Below are 25,711 nucleotides of genomic sequence, written 5' to 3'. Positions count from 1 at the left end.
TGCCACCGAATGCGAGCGCACAGCACAGACCTGACCCGGTTCCCTCAACGCGAGTGTAGTCTACGCCCGACGTTCAATCCTTGCGAATTGGTACCTTGGTGCGCAGACCGACCACGATGAACACAATTGCCGCGATGAATTGTGCCGATACCCAGCCCTGGCCGCTCAGGTCGAGAATCACAACCGGGTTCCACAGAATGGCCATCGGAACGAGTCCGATCAGCCAGTACCAGGAACGCGCCTGAATCACGAAGACGCAGATGATGAGTGCAAGAATACTGACCGCGTAGCGGATGATGATGAAACCCTCGCCGTCCAGCAGGGCGAGTCCGGCGATCAGCACGATGGCGCCGAGCAGACCCGGCGCGAGGGCCGAGCGGGTGAAGGTCGGTGCTGCGGGGGTGCCCATCAGACGCCCTCGCCGCGGTCGGAGAAACCGCCGCGCCCGCCCCAACTCGAGGTGCTCGTGGCGCTGCCCGGCCCTGACGCCGTCGAGAATGGGCTGATCGCATTCGCGAAGTAGGCTGCCTGGAGCATTCCGGATCCACACTGCCAGTCGGGCTGGGTGCCGCTCTCGGCGTAGTCCTGGCTGAGCACGCCCGACCCGTCTTTTTCCGGCCCGAACAAAACGGCCAGGGGACGGACGCGTTGGTGGATTTTCACACTCTGAACGCTGGGAGCATCCGCTTGCGCGGTGCTGCTGGGGCGGCTGGTGCTGCTGTTGCTGGAGAGGGCGGTCGCGGCCTGCGCGGGTGGTGCCACCGCGAGCACGGCTCTCCCCACGATCAGCGCACCGGAAGCCGGGACACGTGCGAGACGAACCGATCGGAGCATGCGTCCACTCTACCGAGCGTGCAGCGCGGGCGCTGCGTGCCTCTCAGGCGTGCTGGATGGGAATCGAGGTCGTTGATGGCGGGCGTTCGAACAACGTCTCCAGTGCGGGCTTCAGTTCCGCCAGCCAGGCCGCATAGCCGGCCGGGTTCAGGCGCAGACGATCGATGCCGAGGGTGGGGTCGAGCTCGCCGTCGGGCAGCGCGAGGGCCGGCCACAGGTCGAGGTACTGCACGTGCTGGGTGGGGGCGTACTGCCAGACGTGCCGGTTGATGGAGCGGATGGTCTCGGCAAAGTCCCGGTCGCGTGGCAGTACTGACTGCACCATGATGCGGGTCTCCGGCAGCGCGCGCCGCAGTGTGTGCAGGATGGTTTCGAGGTTGCGAACAACGTATTCATCGGACTTGCGCCAGCCGAGGTCGTTGGTGCCGACCCCGATCACGACGGCGTCGGGCCGCATCTCGATCACCCGATCAAGCTGGGAAATGACCTCGTCGGTGGTGTTGCCGTTCGCGGCCAGGTTGTGCACATCGTGCTCGGGAAACCATTCGTCCCACTGACCGTCCGCAATGAGCCCGTCGCCCAGAAAGGCGAGAGAAACTGACATGGAGTCCTCCTACTCTTATACCATCATGCCCCGAACCGGGCCGAGTAGCCAGAATTCTCAGACTATACGCACGTTCTACCCGCAGCCTCAGTGCTCGTCCGAGCGAGAAAGAGACGCAAGCGGATCCTGCGCCGGGGCTTCACCCTCCCCAGCGGCCGTCGCCGTGATCCGGGTGGCCATCCCCTCGAAGATGATGCCGTGGAACGGCAGGATCGCCGCCCAGTACAGCCGACCACCGAGACCGCGCGGAAAGAACACCGCGCGCTGCCGGTAAATCGAGCCGCCGGTATCCGTCGGGGTGACGCTCATTTCGAGCCAGGCTCGGCCGGGAACGCGCATCTCGGCGCGCAGCCGCAGAAAGCTGCCGTGGTCGATCCGTTCCACTCGCCAGAAGTCGAGCACCTCGCCGTTGTGCAGGTGGTCGGGGTTGCGGCGGCCGCGGCGCAGGCCCACGCCGCCGACCGCCTTGTCCAGCAGACCGCGAGCGGCCCAGGCCAGCGGAAAGGAATACCAGCCGTTTTCGCCGCCAATACTTTCGATGACCCGCCAGAGCGCGGCGGGGGCGGCCCGAGTGGTCTTCTCGCGCAGGTCGGTGTAGACGGCGTGGCCGGCCCAGTCCGGGTCGCTCGGCAATGGGTTGCTCGACGCGCCTTCGATCGAAGAGTTGCGCCAGCTGGTCTCCACGTCTCCGTCGCGCATGCGGCCGAGCGCCAGGCGCACCGCACGACGGTAGCCGGTGAGACCCCCCTTCGGCTTCGGAATGAACTCGTCGATGTCGCTCTCGTGCACGACGCAGTCGTACTGCAGCGAGGCGATGATGGGAATGGCAAGACTGCGCGGAATGGGCGTGACCAGGTTCACCCACTGGGAGGCAAGCCACGGAGTGAGCACGGGCAAGGCGGCGATAGCCCGCTGTTTGAGGCCGGCCTCGAGAGCGTAGCCGTTCATCATCTGGCCGTATCGCAGCACGTCCGGGCCGCCGATGTCGAAGGTGCGATTCACCTCCGGCGCAAGGTCAGCCGCGGCCTGCAGGTAGTAGAGCACGTCGCGCACGGCGATGGGCTGGATGCGGTTGCGCACCCATTTGGGCGCGGGCATATAGGGCAGCACGTCGGTCAGGTGGCGGATCATCTCGAACGAGGTCGAGCCGGAGCCGATCACCACTCCGGCCTGGAATGCGATCGTTGGTACGCCACTGTCGAGAAGAATACGGCCGACCTCCATCCGGGAACGCAGGTGGGCGGAGAGCGAATCGGTATCGGGGTGCAGCCCGCCAAGGTAGACGATGCGAGCCACGTGGGCTGCGGCAGCTGCCCGGGCGACGTTTTCGGCAGCAGTGTGCTCAATTTTCTCGAAGTCGCCGGCTGCGCCCATCGAGTGCACGAGGTAGTACAGCACATCGATGTCGGCGCAGGCGCGCTGCACGGAGGCCAAGTCGCCCAGGTCTCCCGCCACGATCTCTACCTGGTCCGCCCACGGCACGTCGCGCAGCTTCGACGGGGTGCGCACAAGCACCCGCACCTCGAAGCCCGCCTCCAGAAGCCTGGGAACCAGGCGTCCCCCAATGTAACCAGAGGCGCCCGTGACAAGTGTTCTGCGTAAAGTCATGCGGCGGAGTTTATCCCCTTATCCAGGCGGACTCCTGAGTGGATGCTCCGAGGCAGGTCACAGGACAGCCTTGGTGTGCCAGACCGTCTTCAGCTCGGTGAAGGCCAGGATGCGCGAGAGTGCCGGAGCTGCGGCATCCGCTCCCGACTCCGGCGGAAGTACCCGCTTGAGCGTGTCGGCCGCGCTGATCTGCAGCTCCACCCAGTCGAGGTCGCCCGCACCGACCAGGTCGAGGGCGTTGACATCGGCGTGGCTGGCGAGCCACGGGGCGATCTCGGCCGGCGAACCGGTCAAAATGTTGACCACTCCGCCGGGCACGTCGCTCGTGGCGAGCACCTCGCCGAGGCTGATCGCTGACAGCGGAGCGTTCTCGTTGGCGACGACGACGACCGTGTTGCCGGCCACGAGGGCTGGCGCGATCGCGCTGACCAGCCCGAGCAACGATTCATTTCCCTGCGGAGCGATGATCGCGACGACACCGGCCGGTTCGGGCACCGACAGGTTGAAGAACGGTCCGGAGACCGGGTTGGCGTTTCCGGCGACCTGCAGGTACTTGTCGGCCCAGCCGGCATACCAGACCCAGCGGTCGATGGCCTCGTCGACCTGGCCGCTTGCTACGGCGGCATTCACGCCCTCGCAGCTCATGATTTCGTCGATGAACTGCGCCCGACGCCCTTCGAGCAGTTCGGCAATGCGGTACAGCACCTGTCCGCGGTTGTAGGCCGTGGCGCCGGCCCAGCCGCCGAGGGCGCTGCGGGCGGCCACGACGGCGTCGCGGGCATCCTTGCGGCTGCCCTGTGCGGCGTTGGCCAGAAAGTCGCCCTTGTGCGAGAGCACCTCGTAGACACGGCCGGATTCGCTGCGCGGAAACGTGCCGCCGATGTAGAGCTTGTAGGTCTTGGGGATGGCGAGGCGGTTCACTTGGCGGCTTTCTTTGCAGATGCGGACTTCTTGGTGACGGGTGTCGTCACCGGGTCAGCGGCGGCGATCGACCGCGAGCCGCTTCTCACGGCGGGCTTGAGGTATGCGGCGAGGCCGTGACGGCCGCCCTCGCGGCCGTATCCGCTCTCCTTGTAGCCACCGAACGGGCTTGACGGGTCGAATTGGTTGAAGGTGTTCGCCCAGATCACGCCGGCCCGCAGCCTGTCGGCGACGGCGAGAATGCGGCTGCCCTTGTCGCTCCAGATTCCGGCGGAAAGACCGTAGGGGGTGTTGTTCGCCTTGGCGATGGCCTCGGCCGGGGTACGAAAGGTCAGTACCGAGAGCACCGGACCGAAAATCTCGTCGCGGGCAATGCGATGGCTGGTCGACACGTTGGTGAAGATGGTCGGCGCAAACCAGAAACCGTTCTCCGGAATGACGCAATCGGCACTCCAGCGTTCGGCACCCTCTCGCTGTCCGAGGTCGGAGAGTTCCCGAATTCGCGCCAGCTGCTCGGCGCTGTTGATCGCGCCGATGTCGGTGTTCTTGTCGAGCGGGTCGCCCAGGCGCAGTGTCTGCATGCGACGCTTGAGTCGGTCGATGACGTCGTCGTGAATGCTTTCCTGCACGATCAGGCGGCTGCCGGCGCAGCAGACCTGGCCCTGGTTGAAGAAGATGCCGCGCACGATGCCCTCGACGGCCTGGTCGATCGGGGCGTCGTCGAAGACGATGTTGGCGCCCTTGCCGCCGAGTTCGAGGCTGAGCACCTTGCCGGTTCCGGCGACCGAGCGGGCGATGGACCGACCGACCGAGGTCGAGCCGGTGAAGGCGACCTTGTTGACACCCGGGTGGTTGACCAGGGCCTGGCCGGTGCTTCCGTCGCCCGTGATGATGTTGACGACGCCGGCGGGCAGGTCGGCCTGCTGCAGAATCTCGGCGAACAGCAGCGCGGTCAGCGAGGTGGTTTCGGCGGGCTTGAGCACGACGGTGTTGCCGGCGGCGAGCGCCGGGGCGATCTTCCAGGCCAGCATCATGAGCGGAAAGTTCCACGGGATGACCTGGGCGGCAACGCCGAGCGAGGCCGGGTTCGGGCCGACTCCGGCGTGGTCGAGCTTGTCGGCCCAGCCGGCGTAGTAGAAGAACCAGGCCGCGACGAGGGGAATATCGACGTCGCGGGTTTCCTTGATCGGCTTGCCGTTGTCGAGGGTTTCGGCGACGGCGAGTTCGCGGGCGCGTTCCTGCACCAGGCGGGCAATGCGAAACAAGTACTTACCGCGGTCGCTGCCGGATAGCCGGGACCAGACCCCGTCGTAAGCGTGACGGGCGGCAGACACGGCGGCGTCGACATCCGCTTCGTTGGCGGTGGCAATCATCGCGATCGGCTGCTCGGTGGCCGGGTTGATGGTCTGAAACGGTGTGCCGCGGCCGGCCGTGAAGTCGCCGTTGATGAAATGGCCGTAGTCGCTCTTGAGGTTCAGTAGCGCCTGCGACTCGGGGGCCGGGGCGTAGTCGAGAAATTTCATGGTCGTTCCCTAGTCAATCGTCACGTAGTCGGGGCCGGAGTAGTGCCCGGTCGTCATCTTTTGGCGCTGCAGCAACACGTCGTTCAGCAAGCTGGAGGCGCCGAAGCGGAACAGGTGCGGTGTGAGCCACTCCTCCCCCACCGTTTCGGCAACCGTGACGAGATACTTGATCGCGTCCTTGGAGGTGCGAATGCCGCCGGCTGGCTTCACGCCGATACGCACGCCGGTGAGCCGGTGCCAGTCGCGCACGACCTCAAGCATGGACAGCGTCACCGGAAGCGTCGCGGCGGGCGCGACCTTGCCGGTGGAGGTCTTGATGAAGTCGCCGCCGGCCAGAATGGCAAGCCAGGAGGCTCGTCGCACGTTGTCGTAGGTGTTCAGTTCGCCGGTCTCGAGAATCACCTTGAGGTGGGCGAGCGAACCGTCGGCGCGGCGGCAGGCCTCTTTCACGGCGACGATTTCGTCGTAGACCTGGCCGAACCGGCCGGCCAGAAACGCTCCACGGTCGATGACCATGTCGATCTCGTCGGCGCCGGCCGTGACCGCGTCGCGCACGTCGGCGAGCTTGATCGCGAGTGCGGCACGGCCGCTCGGAAAGGCGGTCGCGACGGCAGCAACGTTGACGCCCTCGGTGGCGCCGGCGGCGTGCAGGGAGCCGAGCGCCGTCACGGCAGCGCCGACCATGTCGCCGTAGACGCAGACCGCTGCGACGCGAGGGCAGCCGGGGTCGCCCGGGTCGGGCACGAGCGCCTTGGCGACGAGGGAGCGCACCTTGCCGGGCGTGTCAGCTCCCTCGAGGGTGGTGAGGTCGATCAGGCCGATGATGGTGTCGATGGCCCAGCGTTTGGAGCTCGTCTTGATCGAACGAGTGCCGAGGTCGGCGGCGCGGGCTTCGAGGCCGACGGCGTCGATTCCGGGGATGCCATGCAGGTACCGGCGCAGGTTGGCGTCGGTGGCCTCCCCGCCGATCAGCGCGAGGGCGCGCTGATCGGGCTGGTAGGTGGCCAAGGGGCTACTGGTCATGGGGTGTCCTTTTGAGCGTTGACGCTGTTAGTCACTGGAGGGTTCAGTCGTGAAGCAGGGCGTTCGCGGTGTCCTCGTCGGTCACCAGCACGGTGCATAACCCGTTGCGCACGACGGCGCGAGCAATGGCGTGTTTGGAGGGTCCGGAGATCACGGCGATCGTGAGTGGGGCGCGGCGCAACTGGTCGATCTGAATGCCGACGGTGCGCTCGTTGAGTTCCGGATCGACGATCCGGCCGTTCTGGTCGATGTAGCGGCCGACGACGTCGCCGACGGCGCCACGGGCGACGAGGTCGTTGATCTGGGCGACACTCAGGTAGCCGCTGTCGACGAGGGCGGAATTCGCATCCGCCTGGCCGGCGCTAAAGACGTAGGCCTGCGCGTTGCGGGCCAAGGCGAGCACCCCGGCAACGGTGCGGTCGGCTTCCATCGCCTGCTTGGTTTCCAGGCGTTCGAAGATGGCGGGGCTCGGCAGCAGTGTGGCCGAACCGTCGGCCTTGTGAGCGATGGTCACGGCAGTGGATGCCGCGGTGCCGGTGCGCTGGTTCAGGCTGACGCCGCCGTTGATCTGCACCACGTTCACCCCCGGTGCCCAGCCCTGTTTCAGATGCAGGGAGACGTCGTGCAGGGTGCGACCCCAGCTGATGCCGAGTGTGCGCGGAATCGGGCGGAGGCTCGTGAGGTAGTCGGCGGCGGCCTGTGCGGTGCGCGACTGCAGTTCGGAGTCACTGGACACACCGGCGGAGGAGACCACGATCGCGTCGGTGAGGCCGGTCGATTCCCGCAGTCGGCGTTCGATCGGCAGGCGGCGCGCGCGCGGGTGCACGATCTCGATGCGAATGAAGCCGTTGGCCTTGGCGCTCGCAAGCAAGCGGCCGACCTTCCAGCGGGTCAGGCGCAGAATCACACCGATCTCGTCCTGGGTCTGATTTTCTTCGTAGTACAGCTCGGCAGCGCGGATGGACAGGAGTTCGTCGTTGTCGCTCATGTAGGTGGGCCGGTCCAATCGTTCGGGTCCAGCCTACGTCGACCAACCATCCGAATCAACAGCCGTGGGTATCATTGCTCATATGAGCAGATCAGCCTGATTGGGTAGGCGTGCAATCGTGCACCAGTACGATCAATTCATGAGCAGCACTGCCTGGCCCCGTTTCGTTCTCGCCGTTGATGTCGGGGGCACCAAGGTTGAGGCCGCCCTCGTCGACGAACGGGGAGTCGTGCTCGGGGCCAGCCGGCACCGAGCGGTAACCGGGGCGAGCGCTTCGAGCGAGCAACTCGCATCCGCTGTCCGCAGGGTCGTCGCCCAGACCCGCGCGGGTCTGCCCGCCGGCGCGGCCCTGATCGGGGTCGGGATCGGCTGTGCCGGGCCGATTCACCTGCAGGAGGGGGCGGTATCACCGCTGAATCTGCCGGTCTGGCGCGAGTATCCCCTGAAAGATCTGGTCGCCGCGCTCGTGCCCGACCTGCCGGTGCGCCTGCGCATGGACGGGCTGTGTATCACCCTCGCCGAGCATTGGGTGGGGGCCGGGCAGGGCGTCGATAATCTGATGGGCATGATCGTGTCGACCGGCATTGGTGGCGGCCTGATTCTCGGCGGCGTCACTGCGTCGGGGCCAACCGGCAATGCTGGCCACATCGGGCACATCGAGGTCGGCGGTTTTGACGTTCCGTGCGTCTGCGGCGGGGTGGGCTGTATTGAAGCGGTCGCTTCGGGACCGAAGACCGTCGCCTGGGCGCGTACACGGGGATTCACGGGCGAGTCGGGCGAAGACCTCGCGGCAGCCTATGCGGCCGCGGATCCGATCGCGGTGGCGGCCGTGGCGCGCAGCGGCCGTGCGCTCGGCCAGGCGATCGCCTCCGCGGCGACCCTGCTCGACCTCGATCTGGTCGCCATCGGCGGCGGATTCTCCAACGTCACCCCTGATCTGCTTGATTTTGCTCGCGCCACCATTGCCCACCGCGTGCAGTTCGCCTACGCCACCCGGGTGCGCGTGGTGCCATCGGCGCTATCGGGCGACGGCCCGCTGATCGGCGCCGCCGCGCTGATTCACCGCGCCGAGCTCGTGCCCTGACCGACAGTCAGCGGGAGCGAGCCAGGTCGTCCTCCAGCATGTGCGGACGCCCGATCACCGCGCCGGCGATGACGATGGCCAGTGCAATGACCATCAGAAAGAGGAGCGGCCAGGTCCACCCGCCAGTGAGATCATGTACCAAGCCGAAGACCAGCGGCCCGAGCGCTCCGAGGGTATAGCCGATGCTCTGCACGAAGCTGCTGAGCGCAACAGCGCCCGCGTGGGTGCGGGTGCGCAGGTTGATGAGCACGAGCGCGAGCGGAAAGAACAGTGGACCAAGGCCCGCGAGGCTGACCCAGAGCCAGGTCAGGGTGTCTGGCGCGAACAGCAAGCCCAGGTCGCCGGCCACGAACGCGAACACACCGATGTAGACGAGCGGCCCGACGTTGGTCATGCGGGCGGTGAGCACCGGAATAGTGAGTGCACAGGGAATACCCATGCCGGCGTAGACAGCCAGGAGCGTTCCGGCCTGGGCGGGGGTAACCCCGGCGGTGTCGACGAGCAACCGCGGAAGCCAAGCGAACATGGCGTAGGCGTTGAGCGACGAGGCCGCGAACACGCCGGTGATCGCCCAGGCAATCGACGACGTCCACAGGCGACCCAGAATCGTGGCGTCGGCCTCCTCGACCTCCGGGCTCGGTGTTCGCACGGCGCGGTGCCGCATGAGCAGGGTGATCCACGGTACGAGAGCGAGCAGGGCGAGCAGCATCCACATGCCGAGCGACACGCGCCAGCCGGCGGCGTCCGCTACCGGAACCGCGATCAGTGGTGGTACCAGCGTGCTCAGCGACACGACGGTGACGTAGAGGCTCGTCACGAGCCCGACGCGGTCGGGGAAGTACTTCTTGACCAGCGGCGGTAGCAACACGTTGCCGATGCCGAGCCCGGCGAAGGCGATGACACTGCCGATGATGAGCATGGTGATCGACCCCGACAGGCCGCGGGTGACGTGACCGACCAGGATTGCGACGAGGGCGAGTATGAGTGGCTGTTCGAGACCATGGCGGCGCGTGATCATGGGGGTGAAGATGCCCGAGACGGCGAAGCACACCGGCGGGAGCATGCCGAGCACCCCGAGGGACACTGCGCCGAGTGGAATGTCGACGTTGATCTCGGTCACGATCGGTGACAGGGCGGCGACCGCGTTGCGCAGGTTTGCCGCGACCAGGATGATTCCCAGAAGCGCGAGGCCTCGTCCCGCCCACAGTCGGCGGGAGACGGCGGTATTCACTCGGTCAGTCTAGGACCGAGCCGTGACCCGTTCCCGCTGCACGTCGGTGGCCAAATTTTTCAGGTCGTCCCAGCGCCCGGGTGTGACGAGGCCGGGGAGCAGCAGCGCCCACATCTCGGTCAGCCGCTGGTCGATGTCGCCGCGTCTGGTCAGCACGTCGGAGACCACCTGTACTCCCGTGAAGGCGGCCGTGAAAAAGCGTGCCGCACCGCTCACGTCGACCGCTGGATCCACATCGCCGTCGGCTATTCCCCGGCGCAGGAATTCCTCGCAGGTGACCATCCAGTCCAGATAGGGCGCGGACACCGGTGTTGCGAAGTTGACGGCTTCGATGGTCAGGCGCACCCCGGCACTGACGATGAGGTCATCGCGCAGCTGGCGAGCCAGTTCATACGACATCGAGACGAGGGCACGCAGCCCGGGCACATTGTTTTCGAGCAGCTGACGACCGGCACCAACCGATTGCTCGTGCTGGGCATCGATAATGGCGACCGCGAGGGCTTCCTTGGAATCGAAGTGAAAGTACAGCGCGCCCTTGGTGACACCGGCGGCGGCACTGACCTGCGCGAGGGACGTACTCCCATACCCGCGTTGTTCAAAGGCCGCCGCAGCGCCGCGAATTATCGCCGCGCGCGTTTCTATCGCTCGTGCTTGTTGTGGCATGGAACCCCCAGGACAATCAACCAGATCCCAGCGTACCTGTGCGCGTCTCTGCCCCGGGCCGACATGCTGGAGAGTGCACCCCTTCTTTGTGGCTATACAATAAGCATTCTGCGTGGTGATCGTTGATCCCGAAGTGACCCTGGCGCCGCGCCGGGGCGTGGAATGAACGATGGTTCCCGCGGGTGACTCTGCGGCGCTCTGACCGCCATCGACGAAACCGTCCGGACCGGTCACCTCGTCGTTGGCGACCGGACTGCACGTCGTCCCGTCGTTGGCAATGTCGGCATCCTTCACGACTGGCCGATCTGTTCCGAGGACACCTCGACTCGATTCTGGTCATAACCAGACGCCAGTCCCACTGTCGCCCAGTGAGAATAGTTCTTCCTCTGGATCACGCACGAACCCAGGCCGAGCTGCTCGTCGTAGACGATATCGACCCCTTCGATGTGATTGTTGTTTCACAGCGGTTCGAAAATGCGATTGGCAAGGCGCAACCCAGGCAGGTTGAAGACGGTTGAGCGCCAAAGAAAGTGATCAACTCGGTGGATGCGCTCTTCGGGCACGAGCTTGGCCCGGAGCGCGTTGAACGCGTCGCAGACCAAGACAGTGATCCGAGGGGTCACGGCAAAGTACATGGCCGGCTCCCACAATCAGAAGCGTGCGGACCAGCCGCGGCATCTGACCACCGTAGCTGTCATGATGGGCAAACAGCACCAGATGTTTAAGACTGTGCCGACTGACTACCCAGGATCGCGCGGACCCGTTCGACGTCATCGCGAATCTGCTCGATCAGCGGGTCGATACCCGAGTAGGCGACCATGCCGCGAATGCGTTCCACGAACGATACGTCGACGACGTGGTCGTAGAGGTCCAGGTCGACCTCGTCAAGCACGTACGCTTCCACCTGCTTCTGGGCGACGCCGTCGAAGGTGGGGTTGTTACCCACCGAAATCGCCGCCGGGTAGCGAGATCCGGCATCCGTCAGCCAGCCCGCATATACGCCGTCGGCGGGAATCAGGCCCTCGGAGTCGGCTGACAGGTTGGCAGTGGGAAAGCCCAGCTCGCGACCGCGAGCGGCACCGTGAACGACGAGGCCGCGCACTGTCGGCAGGTGTGCGAGCAGTTCTCCCGCCGCGGTCACGTCGCCCGTTCCCAGAAGCTCGCGAATCCAGGTTGAGGACACGCGGCGTTCGCCGTTCGGCTTCACGTCGTCGATTATGCGCACCTCGTAGCCGAACTCGACGCCGAGATCACGAAGCAGGGCAACATCCCCCCCGCCCCCAGCCCCGAACCGAAAATCGCGACCGACCAGCACGAAGCGGGCATGCAGGGCGGTGACCAAGATGCGCTCGATGAATTCCCGCGGCGGCAGGCTCGACAGGGTGTGGTTGAATTCGAGCAGCAGGGTGGCGTCGACCCCGGTCTCGGCGATGAGCTTGAGCTTTTGCTCGGCGCTGACCAGCGTGCCCGGGCAGGTGGCCGGCGAGAGCAGGGCAAGCGGATGCCGGTCGAACGTGACGACGACGGCCGCGAGCTGCTCTCGCGCGGCAATGGCCTGGAGCTCGGTGATGACCGCCCGATGCCCGGCATGCACGCCATCGAACTTGCCGATACTGACGGCGGAGGCGGGCCATCCGCTCGGTACCGAGTCGACCCCGTAGAGGGTGTTCATGCGCGGCCCGTACCGGCCGCCGTGCGGGATGCGGCGGACAACACCGGGTGGCGCGCGAGCCACCACATGCCGAGCAACGGCAGCACGAGCGGTATGAAGATGTATCCAACGCCGTAGATCGACCACACGGTGGCGTGCTGAAACAGGGCAGGGTCGACGAGGCTCAGTGTTCCGACAACGAGCACACCCAGCAGTTCGAAGCTGATGGTGACCCAGGCGATGCGATACCAGCGTGCGCTGCGCTTGATCAGTGCGGCCGTCGCGACGATGTAGACCACGGCGGCGAGAGCGGAGAGGGAGTACGCCAGCGGAGCCTCATCGAATGCCCGCACGATCTGCACGAACGAACGCCCCGTGGCCGCGAGGGCCAGCACACCGTAAACGGCGATAAGGAGTCGGCCGATGCCGCTCACCCGACTGGAAGGGGCGTGCACTTGGGTCTGGGAATCTGTCATCACTCGGCATTCATTAGAGCTCGGCCATCATCATTGCTCGGTAATTATCGCAGCATCCGCACCGCACCCGGAACCGGGTCAGCTGCCCTGCACGTTCCAGATCTGGTTCATTCGATACAGCATGACCGCGACCGACAGGCAGGTCACGCCGAGAATGACTGTACTCCAGCGGCTGCGTTCGACGAGGGCCCAGAATCCAGCCGCGACCGGCAGCAGAATGGCGCTGACCAGGTAGGTGTAGAACTCGAGCAGGCTGCCCGTGGCGTCGTTACCGGCCAGCGGCGCCGCGATCGCGGCCGCGAGCTGCACGATCAACAGCAGTTCAACAAGCGCGGTCACCCCCATCGTGAGGTCGGTGGGTTTACGCCCGAAGAGTCCGAGGAAGACGCTGAGCAGTCCGCCGGGCACGGCGATGGCCAGTTGCAGCCAGGTGAACCAGTCGATCATGAGGCGGGCGTCGATTCGCTCGGTTCGGGTTCGTCTGGCGGAAAGTTCAGCAGCGACCTGGCCTGGTCGCCGCGGTATTCGACCAGGCCGACCAGGCGGCCGTTGGGTGCAATGGCAGCGACCGGTCCGGTGGCACCCGCCTGCACGGCGCTCAGCACGGTGATGCGTTTGCCATGGCCGAGGTCGATCGCCTGCTCTGTCGACAGGTCGAGGCGTGGGAGCAGCCGGGTGGCGGCATCCGCTGGTGAAATAAGGTGCGCGGCGACATCGAGTTCTCCCAGCGTGGCGGCGTTCTCGAGGCGGAACGGGCCGATGCGGGTGCGGCGCAGTGCGGTGAGGTGCCCGCCGACGCCGAGGGAGAACCCGAGATCTCGGGCCAGGGCCCGAATATAGGTGCCGGAGGCGCACTCCACGCGCACATCGAGGTCGAGAAAACCGTCACGGTGCGTGCTCGAGCGCAGTTCGAATTCGCTCACAGTCACCGGGCGGGACGGCAACTGCACATCTTCACCGGCGCGCACCCGGGCGTACGCGCGTTTGCCGTCGACCTTGATGGCGCTGACCGCGCTCGGCTGCTGGCTGATGTCGCCGGTGAGGTCGGCGATCCCGGTGGTGACGGCGGCGGGGGTGATGGCGGCAACCTGCTCGGGCGTGGCACGGGTGAGTTCGTCGCCCTCCGCGTCATCCGTTGTGGTCGACTGGCCGAGGCGAATGGTCGCGAGGTATTCCTTGTCGAGGCCGACGATGTAGGTGAGCAGCCGGGTCGAGCTGTTGATGCCGAGCACGAGCAGCCCCGTCGCCATCGGGTCGAGGGTGCCGGCATGGCCCACCTTGCGGGTTCCGGCCAGACGCCGGGTTCGGGCGACAGCGTCGTGACTGGTCCAGCCCTGCGCCTTGTCAATGAGTAGAAGGCCGCTGGTCACTCCCTGAGGGTACCAGCGTGCGACTGGGGCCGCGGTCCGAATCGGGTGCGGGCTGTGGACCCACGGCGGCCCCGTAGTATGTGAGCCGTGAGAATCGCGGTGATCGGTGCGGGCGCCCTGGGCAGTACGTTTGCGTGCCTGCTCGCTGCGCAGGGGCACGATCTGGTCGTGACGATGCGCGGGGCAGCCCTGCCCACGGTGCTGGCCGACGGTATTCGCTTGACGGGTGGCTACGGTGACCGCTTCGCGCGGCCGCTGGCCGTTGAACGGCTGATTGAACCGTGCGATCTCGCGCTGATCTGCACGAAGGCGCAGGATGCTGCCGCCGCGATCGCCGAGAACGCCGCCGTGCTTGATGGCACCCCGGTGATCGTCGTGCAGAACGGGCTCGACGGGGTCACGACCGCGCAGCGGCTGCTGCCGCAGTCCGAGTGTTTTGGGCTGATCACGATCATTGCGGCCCACTATGAGGGGCCCGGTCGGGTACGAGTGACGACGACGGCGCCCAGCTATCTCGGCCGCGGCATCGGCCCGGTCGATGCGGGGACGCTGCGCTGGCAGGCGGTGCTGGGCGCCGCCGCGCCCACTCTGGCCCTCGAAAACTTCGTCGGCGCCCAGTGGACCAAACTCGTCGTCAACATGCTCAATGCCCTGCCTGCTATCACCGGGCGCAGCGTGCAGGAGGTGATCGGGCAGGCGGGCCTGCGCCTGTTGATGACCCGGAGTATGCGCGAAACCGTGCGGGTCGGCCTCGGCAGGGGGGTGCTGTTTGGCTCGCTGCAGGGCCTCTCCCACCGGCGACTGCGTGTTTTTGCGCTGGCGCCGATCTGGGCGGGCCAAGTGCTGCCACTGTCGATGCGCTCGCGCATGGGTACGGTGTTGAACCAGGGTTCGACCCTGCAGAGCCTGCATCGTGGCCAGCGCACCGAGATCGATTTTCTGAACGGGGCGGTCGTGCGTGCTGCAGCAGCAGCCGGCGTGGTCGCGCCCGTGAACGCGCTGCTGACCGAGCTCGTGCACGAGGTCGAACGCAGTGGTGCTTTTCTCGCACCGGCCGAGGTTTGCGCCCGGTTTCGGTAGCCCGGCAGGCGCGGCCAAGCGGATGCGCAGCAGCTTGCTCGCTCGCTCAGCAGCGGTCGGTCAGCAGCGGTCGGTCAGCACGCGGCGCGGGGCCTGTTGGTTCGTCGTGTCGACAACGGCCGACACGATGTCGCGTGGGTGTACCTCGGCGAGGTAGCGCGGATCGGATTCGGTTCCGGGTGCGCCCTCCAACAACACGCTGTACAGCCAGAGTCCGTGCAGTTCGGGACGGTTGATGTAGTCGCCGTCGATGATCAGAATGGCATCAGCGGGAGCGGTCTGCCAGGTCGGTTGAATCCAGGCGTCCCGGTCAGGATCAAATTCTTCGGTGACGAATCCGGTGCTGCCGCCCATGCGAAACGGCTCGACGAGCACCCGGCGCAGGGCCGAGTCGTCGTAGCCGACCCGGTACGGATGGTCGCTTGAATCGGCGCTCTTTGAATCGGCGCTGTTTGAATCGGCGCTTCTTGAATCGGCGCTGCGGGAATCGGGCAGCTCCGGCGCGAGCCGCTGCCGTTCGGCGCGTGAGCGCTGAAAGTAACGCAGGCTCGCCCGGAACACGTGCCGTTCGTCTTCGCGGAACACCGCGGCCAGGTCGTCGGCGAAGGCTGCGCGACCAGCGGCATCCGTTCCATCGATGGCAACGATCGTGCGACCGCGGCCGTAATTGTGCAGGATCTCGGCGGCGAGGGTGCGCAGAAAGTTGATGCGCAAAGTGGAGACCAGCTTCATGAATCGAGCTTAGGTTAGAACAGATGAACGCCACACCCTCCAATCACGCCGCGCGCAGGCAAGCGACCACCGTCACCGCCACACTCAACGCCTGGTTCGTCGCCAATGCGCGCGACCTGCCGTGGCGCCGCGACGGTTTTGGGGCGTGGGGCATTTTGGTGAGCGAGTTCATGCTGCAGCAGACACCGGTGAACCGGGTCATTCCCCGGTTGGAGGAGTGGCTGGCGCGCTGGCCCACCCCCGCCGACCTCGCCGCGGTGCCGCCGAGCGAGGCGGTGCGGGCCTGGTCCAGCCTCGGGTACCCGCGACGCGCGCTGTGGTTGCACTCCGCAGCGGTACAGATCACCGATCTACACGGCGGCATCGTGCCCTCCGACATCGACGATCTGCTGGCATTGACCGGGATCGGTGACTACACCGCGCGGGCGGTGGCCGCGTTTGCGTACGGCCATCGGCATCCGGTCGTCGACACGAACACACGTCGGGTGATCGCCCGCGCCATCGCCGGCGCGGGTGAACCGTCTCCTCCCAGTCGCGGCCGGGACCTGCACGCGATGGGCCTGCTGCTGCCGGAGAGCGTGCACGAGGCTGCACTGTTCAACGCCGCGATCATGGAACTCGGTGCGGTCGTCTGCACCAGCCGCACCCCGCACTGCGATGTATGCCCGATTCGGAATGTGTGCGCCTGGCGGGCCGCCGGCTACCCCGAATACACCGGAACGCGCAAGACCGTGCAGAAGAAGTTCGCGGGCAGCGACCGGCAGGTGCGCGGCCTGATCTTGGCCGAGCTGCGCTCCACCCACCGCTCGGTAACGGATGCCGAGCTCGCCACGCTCTGGCCGGATGCGGCGCAGCTGCAGCGCGCGCTGGCCAGCCTCATCGCCGATGGACTGGCCAGACCGGCGCCCGATGGGTACATCCTGCCGGACGAGCTGGCTTCGCCGAGTACGATTGACCGGTGACGTCAACAACTTCTCCGGCTGCTTCCTTCGCCCCCATACCCGATGCTGATAGCCAGTACTCGGCGTTGCTACGCGACACCCTCGAAAACGGCACCAGGAAGGCCGACCGCACCGGAACCGGCACTCGAAGCGTGTTCGGCCGCCAGCTGCGTTTCGATCTGGCCGCCGGTTTTCCGCTCGTCACCACCAAACGGGTGCACTTCGCGTCGATCGCCTACGAGCTCCTCTGGTTTCTGCGCGGCGACTCCAACGTGACCTGGCTCCAAGAGAAGGGCGTACGCATCTGGAACGAGTGGGCCGACGAGAACGGCGAGCTCGGCCCCGTCTACGGGGTGCAGTGGCGTTCATGGCCCACCCCCGGTGGCGACACCATCGACCAGATCAGCCAGGTGCTCGACACCCTGCGCACCGATCCGGACTCCCGTCGCATGATCGTCTCCGCCTGGAACGTGGCCGATCTGCCGAACATGGCGCTCGCACCCTGCCACGCCTTGTTTCAGTTCTACGTCGCCGACGGCAAGCTCTCCTGCCAGCTCTATCAACGCAGCGCCGACCTCTTTCTCGGCGTGCCGTTCAATATCGCCAGCTACGCACTGCTCACCCAGCTCGTCGCCGAGCAGGCCGGCCTCGAACTCGGCGAGTTCGTCTGGACCGGCGGGGACTGCCACATCTACGACAATCACGTCGAGCAGGTCACCGAGCAGCTCTCGCGCACCCCGTTCACCTCCCCCACCCTGCGCATCAAGCCGGGCCGCACCAGCCTGTTCGACTACGACTACGACGACCTCGTGCTGGAGAACTATCAGCACCATCCCGCCATCCGCGGCCGGGTTGCCGTCTGATGATCGGCCTGATCTGGGCCCAGACCCTGGGCGGCGTCATTGGTGCCAACGGGCTCATGCCCTGGCACCTGCCCGAAGATCTCGCCCATTTTCGTTCCGTCACCCACGGCGGCGCCGTCATCATGGGCCGGCGCACCTGGGATTCACTTCCGGAGCGCTATCGCCCGCTGCCCGGCCGGCAGAACGTCGTGGTCACACGGCAGCGGGACTGGGCCGCGGAGGGGGCATCCGTTGCGCACAGCCTGGAAGATGCTCTCTCGCAAACCGAGGGGCCAGTCTGGGTGATCGGCGGCGCCGAAATCTATCGGCTCGCGTTGCCCTACGCCGACATTCTTGAGGTGACGGAGATCGACGCGGTGATTACCGGTGACACCTTCGCTCCCACGATCACTACCGGTTGGAACAACGTCGAGACGGGCTCGACAACCGGATGGCTGCGCTCCAGCGCCGGCCTGCCGTTCCGTTTCGTACGATACCAGCGGGCCCCCACCAGCTGACCCCGAGTCGCAAATCGCGCCTCAAAGTGCACCGGGCCCGGGCCCGGTGCGAGGTACTGCTACCGCTGTTAGTTTTTGGTGCTGGATTCGCCGGACTCGTCGGATTCGTCGGACTCATCGGAGCCATCGGACTCTTCTGAATCGTCGTCTTCGAGATCGTAGTCGCGCGGTTTCTTGTAGGGGTCGGCGTCGCCGGCGTAGGTGGCTGCACCCTTACTGTCGTTGGTTGCGCTGTCGCGATCGTGCGCTTCGCGCAGCAGATCATCAATGAGCGCGGCGTTCTCGGGGATTCCGTCGGCGATGAACTCAATCGACGGGGTGAGCCGTGCGGTGATGTTCTTGCCGACCTCGCTGCGCATGAGCCCGGTCGCGGCCTTGAGCGCGGCCGCGCTGTCGGTGCGCTCCTCGATCGAACCATAGACCGTGTAGAAAACGGATGCGTGCTGCAGATCGCCGGTCACCTTCACATCGGTGATGGTCACGAACCCGAGCCGCGGGTCGCGCAGGCCGCGTTCCAGTCGCTTGGCGATGATGACCTTAATACGGTCCGCCATCTTTCTCGCGCGTTCCGGATCTGCCATGACTTACTCCTTATCGAGAACGCTCTCGCGCTCGTATTGTGCCTACCTGCCCGTGCGGCGGTAATGAGGTAGTGGGCCCCCGCTTGGCGAAGACCCACTACCCCGAAACCTGCGAGTCGTTAGACGCGCGGCTTCTCCTTCATTTCGATGGTTTCAATCTCATCGCCAATCCGGATGTCGTTGAACTTGCCCAGTCCGATACCACACTCGAAGTCCGTGCGGACCTCGGTGACATCGTCCTTGAAGCGACGCAGCGACTCAATGCCCAGGTTGTCCCCCACCACGATGCCCTCGCGAATAACGCGAGCCTTGGCATTTCGGGTGATGGTACCTGAGCGCACGATGACACCGGCGACGTTTCCGAACTTCGACGAACTGAAGACCTCGCGAATTTCGGCGATACCACTCTGGATCTCTTCGTACTCGGGCTTGAGCATTCCCGTGAGGGAATTCTCGATGTCCTCGAGGGCGGAGTAGATAACGGAGTAGAACCGCACGTCGACGCCTTCGCGAGCTGCACGCTCACGGGCCTTCGTGTCGGGACGAACGTTGAACCCGATGATGATGGCGTTGTCGACGGTGGCGAGGTTGACGTCGCTCTCCGTGACCGCACCGACACCGCGGTGGATGATGCGCAGCTGAACCGAATCGTCGACCTCGATCTTGAGCAGCGACTCTTCCAGGGCCTCAACGGCACCGGAAACGTCACCCTTGATGATGAGGTTGAGCGACTCGACCTTGCCCTCTTCGAGTGCACGGGTGAAGTCTTCGAGGCTGATGCGCTTGCGGGCCTTGGCCAGCAGGGCGTTGCGCTCGGCAGCTTCACGCTTCTCGGCGATCTGACGTGCGGTGCGGTCTTCCTCGATGACGAGGAAGGTGTCGCCGGCGCGGGGAACGCTCGACAGACCCTGGACCTGAACCGCGCGGGACGGCGTGGCGGCGAGAACGGCAACACCGTTTTCATCGGCCATCGCACGAACGCGGCCGTAGGCCGTTCCGGCGACGATGGAGTCTCCAACATGCAGCGTTCCGGACTGGATGAGAACGGTTGCCACCGCGCCGCGGCCCTTGTCGAGGCGTGCCTCGATGGCGACACCACGGGCATCCTTGTTCGGGTTGGAACGCATGTCGAGTCCGGCGTCAGCGACCAGGAGCACGGCGTCAAGGATTTCCTTGATGCCGGTCCTGTTCTTGGCCGACACGTCGACGAACATGACGTCTCCGCCGTACTCTTCGGCGACGAGGCCGAATTCGGTGAGCTGCTGGCGCACCTTCTGCGGGTTGGCCCCGGGCTTGTCAATCTTGTTGACTGCGACCACGATCGGCACGTTGGCGGCCTGGGCGTGGTTGAGCGCCTCAATCGTCTGCGGCTTGATGCCGTCATCGGCAGCTACCACAAGAATGGCGATGTCGGTGACCTGCGCACCACGAGCACGCATGGCGGTGAACGCCTCGTGACCCGGTGTGTCGATGAATGTCAGCGCGCGATCGATACCCTCGTGCTCGGTGATGATCTGGTACGCACCGATGTGCTGCGTGATTCCACCGGCCTCACCCTCGGCGACCTTGGCGTTACGGATCGCGTCAAGAAGCGCGGTCTTACCGTGGTCGACGTGGCCCATAACGGTGACGACGGGAGGACGAATCTCGAGGTCTTCATCGGTTTCGTCTTCGAGTTCCTGGTCAATGTCGATGTCGAACGCGAGCAGCAGCTCACGGTCTTCGTCATCGGGAGAGACCATCTGAATCTTGTAGCCGAGCTCGCTGCCGAGCACGTCGAACGTGGCCTCGTCGAGGGACTCCGTTGCCGTGGCCATTTCACCGAGGTGAAACAGTACGGTAACGAGGTTTCCGGGGCTCGCGTCAATCTTGTCGGCGAAGTCGGTGATGGATGCCCCCCGACGGAGACGAACAACGGTTCCACCGTCGCCGCGGGGTACGGATACTCCACCCAACGACGGGGCCTCGCGCAGCTCGAACTCTGCTCTCTTCGTGCGCTTCGACTTGCGCGCCTTGTTCTTGCCGCCACCGCGACCAAAGGCACCAGCGGTGCCACCGCCCGGGCCGCGACCGCGACCGGCTCCACCGCCACCACCGGCGGGGCGGGGCGGGCCGAAGCCGGGGGCTCCGGCCGGAGCGCCCGGACGCGTGAATCCGGGGCGTGCTCCACCGGCTCCACCCGGGGCGCCGCCGGGGCGCTGGAAGGCGCCGGGACGCTGACCGAAACCGGTTGGGCGTGCAGCCTGGCCGGGTCCGCCGGGGCGCGGAGCGCCGGGACGAGGCGCCGGAGGGCGCGGAATGTTGCTCGGTGTGGGTGTTGCGGGACGCTGGCCCATGCCCTGCGCGCTCGCGAACGGGTTGTTGCCCGGACGCGGCGGCTGGGCGGGTCGCTGGCCCATGCCCTGGTTGCTGGCGAACGGGTTGTTGCCCGGTCGTGCTGCTCCCGGGCGAGGCATCCCCGGCTTGACCGGCGTAGCCGATCCTGCCGTAGTCTTCGCTTCTGGGGTGTCGGTGCTGGGCTTGTCGGCGACATCAGCTGCGGCAGCCCGGTCGGCAGCAGCAGCCTTCTGTGCAGCGGCAGCCTTCTCGGCGGCCTGGGTCTGGCGCTCGGCGACGGTGAGCGGTGCGACCGGAAGCGGCGCGGCATCCACTGCCGAGGTCGGTGCAGACTCGGCAACAACGGTGGCGACCGGTGCAGCGACGGGCTTCGGGCTGGGGCGAGCGCCCGGTTTGGCGCCGTGGCTCGGACGTGCGGGCGGTGCCGTGACGGCAGCACCAGCGGTGGGCGCGGGCGTTGCAGCCTTCGCGGCGGCACTTTCCGTCTCAAGAGCGGCGCGTAGGCGACGGGCTACGGGCGGTTCAACGCTACTGGACGGTCCTTTGACGAACTCGCCCATTTCTTTCAATTTAGCAAGGGCTACCTTGCTGTCGACTCCGAGCTCGGTAGCGATCTCGTGTACGCGTGGTTTCGCAGCCACAATTCTCCTGTTCCGGGTCTGCACCCGGAAAGGGGCAGACCGTTAGTAACGGACGGGTCTCATTTCGAGCCGCTCATTAGTTATCCATAAGCCAATTCAGCCTGTTCTCTAGTTGTTTCGCGTCCAGTGACCTGGTCACGCGAAAGGCACGCCCGAAAGCGCGTCGCCTTACGGCATCCTGAAAGCACGAGTCGCGGGCATGCAGCCACGCACCTCTACCGGGGATTGTGGCGGTTTCATCCACCACAATTTCTGATTTCCCAGCAACGATCCGCAAAAGTGAGGATCGAGGGGCGCGCGAACGGCAGCCAATACACGTTCTTACGGACTTCATCGTACCCCCTATTCGGCATCCTCCAGAATACTGTCGGGCTGAATGTCGATTTTCGCACCGGTCAACTTGGCTGCGAGGCGGGCATTCTGGCCCTCTTTACCGATCGCGAGCGAGAGCTGATAGTCGGGTACGAGGGCACGCACCGCCTTGATCGACTGATCGATCACGTAGGCGCTGGTCACCTTGGCCGGCGACAGGGCGCTTGCGACGAAGGTCGCGAGGTCGGGCGAGAAGTCGACGATATCGATCTTCTCATTGTTGAGTTCAACGGTCACGGCGCGCACGCGCTGTCCGAGTTCGCCGATGCAGGCACCCTTGGCATTGACGCCGGGTTCGGTCGCGCGCACGGCGATCTTGGTGCGGTGGCCGGCTTCACGGGCGAGCGACACGATCTCGACGACACCGCTGGCGATCTCGGGCACCTCGAGTGCGAACAGCTTGCGCACGAGCGACGGGTGGGTGCGCGACACGGTGATCTGCGGGCCCTTGAGTCCACGTCCGACAGCCGTGACGAACACGCGAATGCGCGCGCCGTGCACGTAGCTTTCGGTGGGAACCTGCTCCTCGGGGGGCATGATCGCTTCGATGGTGCCGAGGTCGACGTGAATCATGCGCGGGTTGGGACCCTGCTGAATGATTCCGGCGATGATGTCACCCTCGCGACCCTTGAACTGACCGAGCACCGCGTCGTCGGCCAGGTCGCGCAGACGCTGGTTAATGACCTGCTTGGCGGCGAACGCCGCGATACGACCGAAGTCGGTCGGGTTGTCGAGGGCTTCGCCGATGACATTGCCCTCTTCGTCGTGCTCGGGAATGTAAATGTCCACGTGCCCGGATTTGCGGTCGAGAACGACGCGCGCTTCGGGGACATCCTGGATGTCGTGCTTGGCGTCAGCAATCTTCGAAGCTTCAAGCTTCGTGACGTCCTGCTGGATGTGCTTGACATAGGCGGTCAGAATCGCCTGTTCGATGATTTGCACGAGTTCCTCGAAGGGAATCTCTTTTTCGCGCTCCAGTAGCCGCAAAACACTGAGGTCGATGTCCATGGCCGGCCTCCTCTATTCAGATCTTGCCGCCGCGAAACCGCGCAGCGGGCTGAATACTACGGTACCCGAATCTGCGGCGCCCCGTCACCCACTCGCCTGTGCGCGAAAAGATGGGCGGGGTCTTCACAGAACGGATGCTGCCGGCTCAGCCAGTCGGCAGCATCCGCTCTCGAAATATCGGGTTAGACGAAGTGCTTGGCAACGTCGGCGACGTCGATCTGCTCGCGCTCGCCGGTGCGGCGGTTCCACAGTTCGACGATGCCGTCGGCGGCGCCGCGGCCCACGATGACGATCCGCGGTACGCCGATGAGTTCGGCGTCGCCGAACTTGACGCCGGGCGAGACCTTACGGCGGTCATCGTAGAGCACATCGCGGCCGGTGGCCTCGATCGCGGCGACGACGGCCTCTGCGGTGTCGAAGACGATCTCGTCACGGCCGGTGGCGATCACGTGCACGTCGAACGGGGTGACCGATTCGGGCCAGATGAGTCCCTTTGCGTCGTTGTTCAGCTCGGCGATGACCGCGAGGATGCGGGTGACGCCAATGCCGTAGGAGCCCATCGTGACCGTGACCAGCTTGCCGTTCTCGTCGAGCACTTTGAGGCCGAGCACCTCGGCGTACTTACGGCCGAGCTGGAACACATGCCCGATCTCCATACCGCGAATGAGTTCGACCGGGCCGGAGCCGTCGGGGGCCGGGTCGCCGGCGCGCACGTCGGAGGCCTCGACCACATCGTCGACCCCGAAGTCACGGCCGGCGACGAGGCCGAACACGTGGCGGTTGTCTTCGCTGGCGCCGGTGATCCACTCGGTGCCGGCGACCACACGCGGGTCGACCAGAAAACGGATGCCGGTGGTCGAGCCCGCGCCGAGCACCGCGCCGTTCTCGCTCCACGGGCCGATGTAGCCCTTGACCAAACCGGGGTTCGTGGCGAAGTCGCCCTCATTGGCGGCCTCGACCTCGGCGGGAGCGAAGACAACCTCGACGCGCTTGAGGTCAACCTCCCGGTCGCCGGGAACACCGATCGCGATGAGCTCACGCGTTCCGCCCGGGCTCGTGACCGCGAGCACGACGTTCTTGAGCGTGTCGGCTGCCGTCCACTCGCGGCCATCGGGACGAGGGTGCTCGGAGTTGGCCTTGTCGACCAGCGTCTGAATGGTCGGGGTGTTCGGGGTGTCGAAGACCTGCGCGGCGGGCAGTGCGCTGAAATCTTTGTCAGCCGGAACGAGGGTGCGGAACGCCTCAATGTTGGCCGCGTAGCCGCCGGCACTGCGCACAAAAGTATCTTCGCCGACGGGGGTGGGGTGCAGAAATTCTTCGCTCTTGGAGCCACCCATCGCGCCGGCATCAGCTTGCACGATCTCGTAGTCGAGGTCGAAGCGGGTGAAGATGCGCTCGTAGGCGTCGCGCTGCAACTGGTAGCTCACGTCGAGGCCGGCGTCGGTGTAGTCGAAGGAGTAGGCATCCTTCATGGTGAACTCGCGTCCGCGCAACAGTCCGCCGCGCGAGCGGGCCTCATCGCGGTACTTGTCCTGAATCTGGTAGATCGACAGCGGAAGGTCTTTGTAGCTGCTGTAGAGGTCTTTGACGAGCAGCGCGAAGACCTCTTCATGGGTCGGTGCGAGCAGCATGTCGGAGCCCTTACGATCTTTCAGGCGAAACAGTCCCTCGCCGTATTCGTCCCAGCGGCCGGTCAATTCGTAGGGTTCGCGCGGCAGCAGGGCCGGAAAGTGCACCTCGTGCGCGCCGGCAGCGTGCATCTCTTCACGGATGATGCGCTCCACTTTGGCCTTCACCCGCAGGCCGAGCGGCAGCCAGGCGAAAATGCCCGGCGCCTGGCGACGGATGTAGCCGGCCCGCACGAGCAGACGGTGGCTGGTCACCTCGGCGTCGGAGGGGTCCTCGCGGAGAGTGCGGAGAAAGTAGTTGGAGAGACGTGTAGGCACCCGTCTACCTTACGCGCGCGCCGACATCCGCTCTCCCACGGTGTGTACTCACGATTCCCCGGCGACGATCCCGGGCGTGAAAAGCCAGATGGCTGAGGCCGGCCTGGCGTCGATCGTGTCTGAGCGGATGCGCGCTGCGCTCCAGCACTATACAGGTGGCGCCAAGTTTCCAGCTCGTGCCGTCAGCCCAGGATTGCAACTCGTCATAACCGAACTCGGCCAGGAGCCATTGCCAGGCTGGAAGCGCCGTGTGGAGGTCTGTCACCCGCAGTTCAACGTGGTGCAGCGATCCGCGAAGTGGTGACGTCATACCTCGAGACTTCGGCTGCCCGTGCACGACTCGGCGGATGTTCTCCTTCACGGTTGCCAGCGGCGACACGACGATTTGCTGCGTTCAGGACATCCTGGTGCGAGCGGCGGTTCAGGACATCCTGGTTCGAGCGGCGGTTCAGGGTCGCGGGAAGGGTGGAGCGGTGTTAGACCAAGTGAAGTTGAGATATGAGCACGTGCGACAAACGGTTCTCATCACCCGGTTCTCATCACCCAGTTCTCATCACCGACACGCAGCACTTTACAAAGCAGAATTCAATCTAAATTGATATCAGCAAATTACTGAGATTCTATCGTTTTTATGTGCTTTTGGGGCTATAATTGTGGGTGAAGGAGGCACCGCCGCCATGACCCTCACCGCCCCGCCCGCCGCCACCGGCTCCACCCCGGAGCCGGTGTCCTCCCGG

General features: G+C 65.5%; 27 protein-coding genes. 5 read left to right on the top strand and 22 right to left on the bottom strand.

The features are described 5' to 3' along the window. Positions 1-73: 73 nt before the first annotated feature. From IWX77_RS12705 to IWX77_RS12670, 8 genes are all read right to left on the bottom strand, one after another. Positions 74-409 (bottom strand): DUF6804 family protein, encoded by a 336-nt coding sequence (locus IWX77_RS12705; RefSeq protein ID WP_297414642.1) that lies wholly within the window; start codon positions 407-409, stop codon positions 74-76. Then, on the bottom strand, positions 409-834 hold the full coding sequence (locus tag IWX77_RS12700) for a hypothetical protein (protein ID WP_196844881.1): 426 nt from the start codon (positions 832-834) through the stop codon (positions 409-411). Before IWX77_RS12700 ends, IWX77_RS12705 begins: the two co-directional genes overlap by 1 nt. A gap of 43 nt (positions 835-877) precedes the next feature. Beyond that, positions 878-1,438 (bottom strand): GDSL-type esterase/lipase family protein, encoded by a 561-nt coding sequence (locus IWX77_RS12695; RefSeq protein WP_196844880.1) that lies wholly within the window; start codon positions 1,436-1,438, stop codon positions 878-880. An 87-nt stretch (positions 1,439-1,525) separates the two neighbouring features. After that, complete coding sequence (locus IWX77_RS12690; RefSeq protein ID WP_196844879.1) at positions 1,526-3,046, bottom strand: SDR family oxidoreductase; 1,521 nt, start codon at positions 3,044-3,046, stop codon at positions 1,526-1,528. Positions 3,047-3,103: 57 nt separating this feature from the next. Beyond that, the gene (locus tag IWX77_RS12685; protein WP_196844878.1) at positions 3,104-3,967 is read right to left on the bottom strand and encodes an aldehyde dehydrogenase family protein; all 864 of its coding nucleotides are present in this window, start codon (positions 3,965-3,967) and stop codon (positions 3,104-3,106) included. After that, positions 3,964-5,490 (bottom strand): aldehyde dehydrogenase family protein, encoded by a 1,527-nt coding sequence (locus IWX77_RS12680; protein WP_196844877.1) that lies wholly within the window; start codon positions 5,488-5,490, stop codon positions 3,964-3,966. Before IWX77_RS12680 ends, IWX77_RS12685 begins: the two co-directional genes overlap by 4 nt. Positions 5,491-5,499: 9 nt before the next feature. Then, positions 5,500-6,513, bottom strand: a complete 1,014-nt coding sequence (deoC, locus tag IWX77_RS12675; protein WP_196844876.1) for a deoxyribose-phosphate aldolase — start codon at positions 6,511-6,513, stop codon at positions 5,500-5,502. A 43-nt stretch (positions 6,514-6,556) separates the two neighbouring features. Continuing rightward, the gene (locus IWX77_RS12670; protein ID WP_196844875.1) at positions 6,557-7,501 is read right to left on the bottom strand and encodes a sugar-binding transcriptional regulator; all 945 of its coding nucleotides are present in this window, start codon (positions 7,499-7,501) and stop codon (positions 6,557-6,559) included. A 139-nt stretch (positions 7,502-7,640) separates the two neighbouring features. Between IWX77_RS12670 and IWX77_RS12665 the strand changes: the two genes are divergently transcribed. Then, entirely contained in the window at positions 7,641-8,585 is a 945-nt protein-coding gene (locus tag IWX77_RS12665) for an ROK family protein (protein ID WP_196844874.1), read from the top strand. A 7-nt stretch (positions 8,586-8,592) separates the two neighbouring features. On the opposite strand, the gene IWX77_RS12660 is transcribed toward IWX77_RS12665, so the two are convergent. From IWX77_RS12660 to truB, 7 genes are all read right to left on the bottom strand, one after another. Beyond that, positions 8,593-9,816 (bottom strand): MFS transporter, encoded by a 1,224-nt coding sequence (locus IWX77_RS12660; RefSeq protein ID WP_196844873.1) that lies wholly within the window; start codon positions 9,814-9,816, stop codon positions 8,593-8,595. A 9-nt stretch (positions 9,817-9,825) separates the two neighbouring features. Continuing rightward, positions 9,826-10,479, bottom strand: coding sequence for a ScbR family autoregulator-binding transcription factor (locus IWX77_RS12655; protein WP_196844872.1), 654 nt, complete (start codon positions 10,477-10,479; stop codon positions 9,826-9,828). 458 nt (positions 10,480-10,937) lie between these two features. After that, entirely contained in the window at positions 10,938-11,114 is a 177-nt protein-coding gene (locus IWX77_RS12650; RefSeq protein WP_196844942.1) for a hypothetical protein, read from the bottom strand. Positions 11,115-11,200: 86 nt separating this feature from the next. Further along, positions 11,201-12,151 carry a bifunctional riboflavin kinase/FAD synthetase gene (locus IWX77_RS12645; protein ID WP_196844871.1) on the bottom strand — a complete coding sequence of 317 codons (951 nt, stop codon included), beginning with the start codon at positions 12,149-12,151 and terminating at the stop codon, positions 11,201-11,203. After that, the gene (locus IWX77_RS12640) at positions 12,148-12,606 is read right to left on the bottom strand and encodes a hypothetical protein (RefSeq protein WP_196844870.1); all 459 of its coding nucleotides are present in this window, start codon (positions 12,604-12,606) and stop codon (positions 12,148-12,150) included. Before IWX77_RS12640 ends, IWX77_RS12645 begins: the two co-directional genes overlap by 4 nt. Positions 12,607-12,684: 78 nt before the next feature. Next, positions 12,685-13,053, bottom strand: a complete 369-nt coding sequence (locus tag IWX77_RS12635; protein ID WP_196844869.1) for a hypothetical protein — start codon at positions 13,051-13,053, stop codon at positions 12,685-12,687. Beyond that, positions 13,050-13,976, bottom strand: a complete 927-nt coding sequence (truB, locus tag IWX77_RS12630; protein WP_196844868.1) for a tRNA pseudouridine(55) synthase TruB — start codon at positions 13,974-13,976, stop codon at positions 13,050-13,052. Before truB ends, IWX77_RS12635 begins: the two co-directional genes overlap by 4 nt. Positions 13,977-14,063: 87 nt before the next feature. Here truB and IWX77_RS12625 point away from each other — a divergent pair, with 87 nt between their 5' ends. Next, positions 14,064-15,056 carry a ketopantoate reductase family protein gene (locus IWX77_RS12625; RefSeq protein WP_196844867.1) on the top strand — a complete coding sequence of 331 codons (993 nt, stop codon included), beginning with the start codon at positions 14,064-14,066 and terminating at the stop codon, positions 15,054-15,056. 60 nt (positions 15,057-15,116) lie between these two features. On the opposite strand, the gene IWX77_RS12620 is transcribed toward IWX77_RS12625, so the two are convergent. After that, positions 15,117-15,788: a hypothetical protein gene (locus IWX77_RS12620; RefSeq protein ID WP_196844866.1), complete on the bottom strand. Its 672-nt coding sequence runs from the start codon at positions 15,786-15,788 to the stop codon at positions 15,117-15,119. 23 nt (positions 15,789-15,811) lie between these two features. Between IWX77_RS12620 and IWX77_RS12615 the strand changes: the two genes are divergently transcribed. From IWX77_RS12615 to IWX77_RS12605, 3 genes are read left to right on the top strand one after another with little or no spacing between them, the layout of a single operon-like run. After that, the gene (locus IWX77_RS12615; RefSeq protein ID WP_196844865.1) at positions 15,812-16,750 is read left to right on the top strand and encodes an A/G-specific adenine glycosylase; all 939 of its coding nucleotides are present in this window, start codon (positions 15,812-15,814) and stop codon (positions 16,748-16,750) included. Next, the gene (locus IWX77_RS12610) at positions 16,747-17,592 is read left to right on the top strand and encodes a thymidylate synthase (protein ID WP_442784469.1); all 846 of its coding nucleotides are present in this window, start codon (positions 16,747-16,749) and stop codon (positions 17,590-17,592) included. Before IWX77_RS12615 ends, IWX77_RS12610 begins: the two co-directional genes overlap by 4 nt. Further along, the gene (locus tag IWX77_RS12605; RefSeq protein ID WP_196844864.1) at positions 17,592-18,089 is read left to right on the top strand and encodes a dihydrofolate reductase; all 498 of its coding nucleotides are present in this window, start codon (positions 17,592-17,594) and stop codon (positions 18,087-18,089) included. Before IWX77_RS12610 ends, IWX77_RS12605 begins: the two co-directional genes overlap by 1 nt. A gap of 68 nt (positions 18,090-18,157) precedes the next feature. On the opposite strand, the gene rbfA is transcribed toward IWX77_RS12605, so the two are convergent. From rbfA to IWX77_RS12575, 6 genes are all read right to left on the bottom strand, one after another. Beyond that, the gene (gene rbfA, locus IWX77_RS12600; protein WP_196844863.1) at positions 18,158-18,670 is read right to left on the bottom strand and encodes a 30S ribosome-binding factor RbfA; all 513 of its coding nucleotides are present in this window, start codon (positions 18,668-18,670) and stop codon (positions 18,158-18,160) included. Between the two features lie 119 nt (positions 18,671-18,789). After that, positions 18,790-21,648, bottom strand: coding sequence for a translation initiation factor IF-2 (gene infB, locus IWX77_RS12595; protein ID WP_196844862.1), 2,859 nt, complete (start codon positions 21,646-21,648; stop codon positions 18,790-18,792). 76 nt (positions 21,649-21,724) lie between these two features. Beyond that, complete coding sequence (locus IWX77_RS12590; RefSeq protein WP_196844861.1) at positions 21,725-21,982, bottom strand: YlxR family protein; 258 nt, start codon at positions 21,980-21,982, stop codon at positions 21,725-21,727. Between the two features lie 8 nt (positions 21,983-21,990). Continuing rightward, positions 21,991-23,028: a transcription termination factor NusA gene (gene nusA / locus IWX77_RS12585; RefSeq protein WP_196844860.1), complete on the bottom strand. Its 1,038-nt coding sequence runs from the start codon at positions 23,026-23,028 to the stop codon at positions 21,991-21,993. Positions 23,029-23,210: 182 nt separating this feature from the next. Then, a complete protein-coding gene (locus IWX77_RS12580) occupies positions 23,211-24,974 on the bottom strand; it encodes a proline--tRNA ligase (RefSeq protein ID WP_196844859.1) in 1,764 nt (587 codons plus the stop codon). A 4-nt stretch (positions 24,975-24,978) separates the two neighbouring features. Then, positions 24,979-25,284, bottom strand: coding sequence for a hypothetical protein (locus IWX77_RS12575; RefSeq protein WP_297414630.1), 306 nt, complete (start codon positions 25,282-25,284; stop codon positions 24,979-24,981). Between the last annotated feature and the right edge of the window lie 427 nt (positions 25,285-25,711).

The organism is Cryobacterium sp. CAN_C2, assembly GCF_015751745.1.
Classification (GTDB): Bacteria; Actinomycetota; Actinomycetes; order Actinomycetales; family Microbacteriaceae; genus Cryobacterium.
Note: the sequence above shows the minus strand (reverse complement) of the source record. Positions and strands in the feature narration are given on the sequence as shown.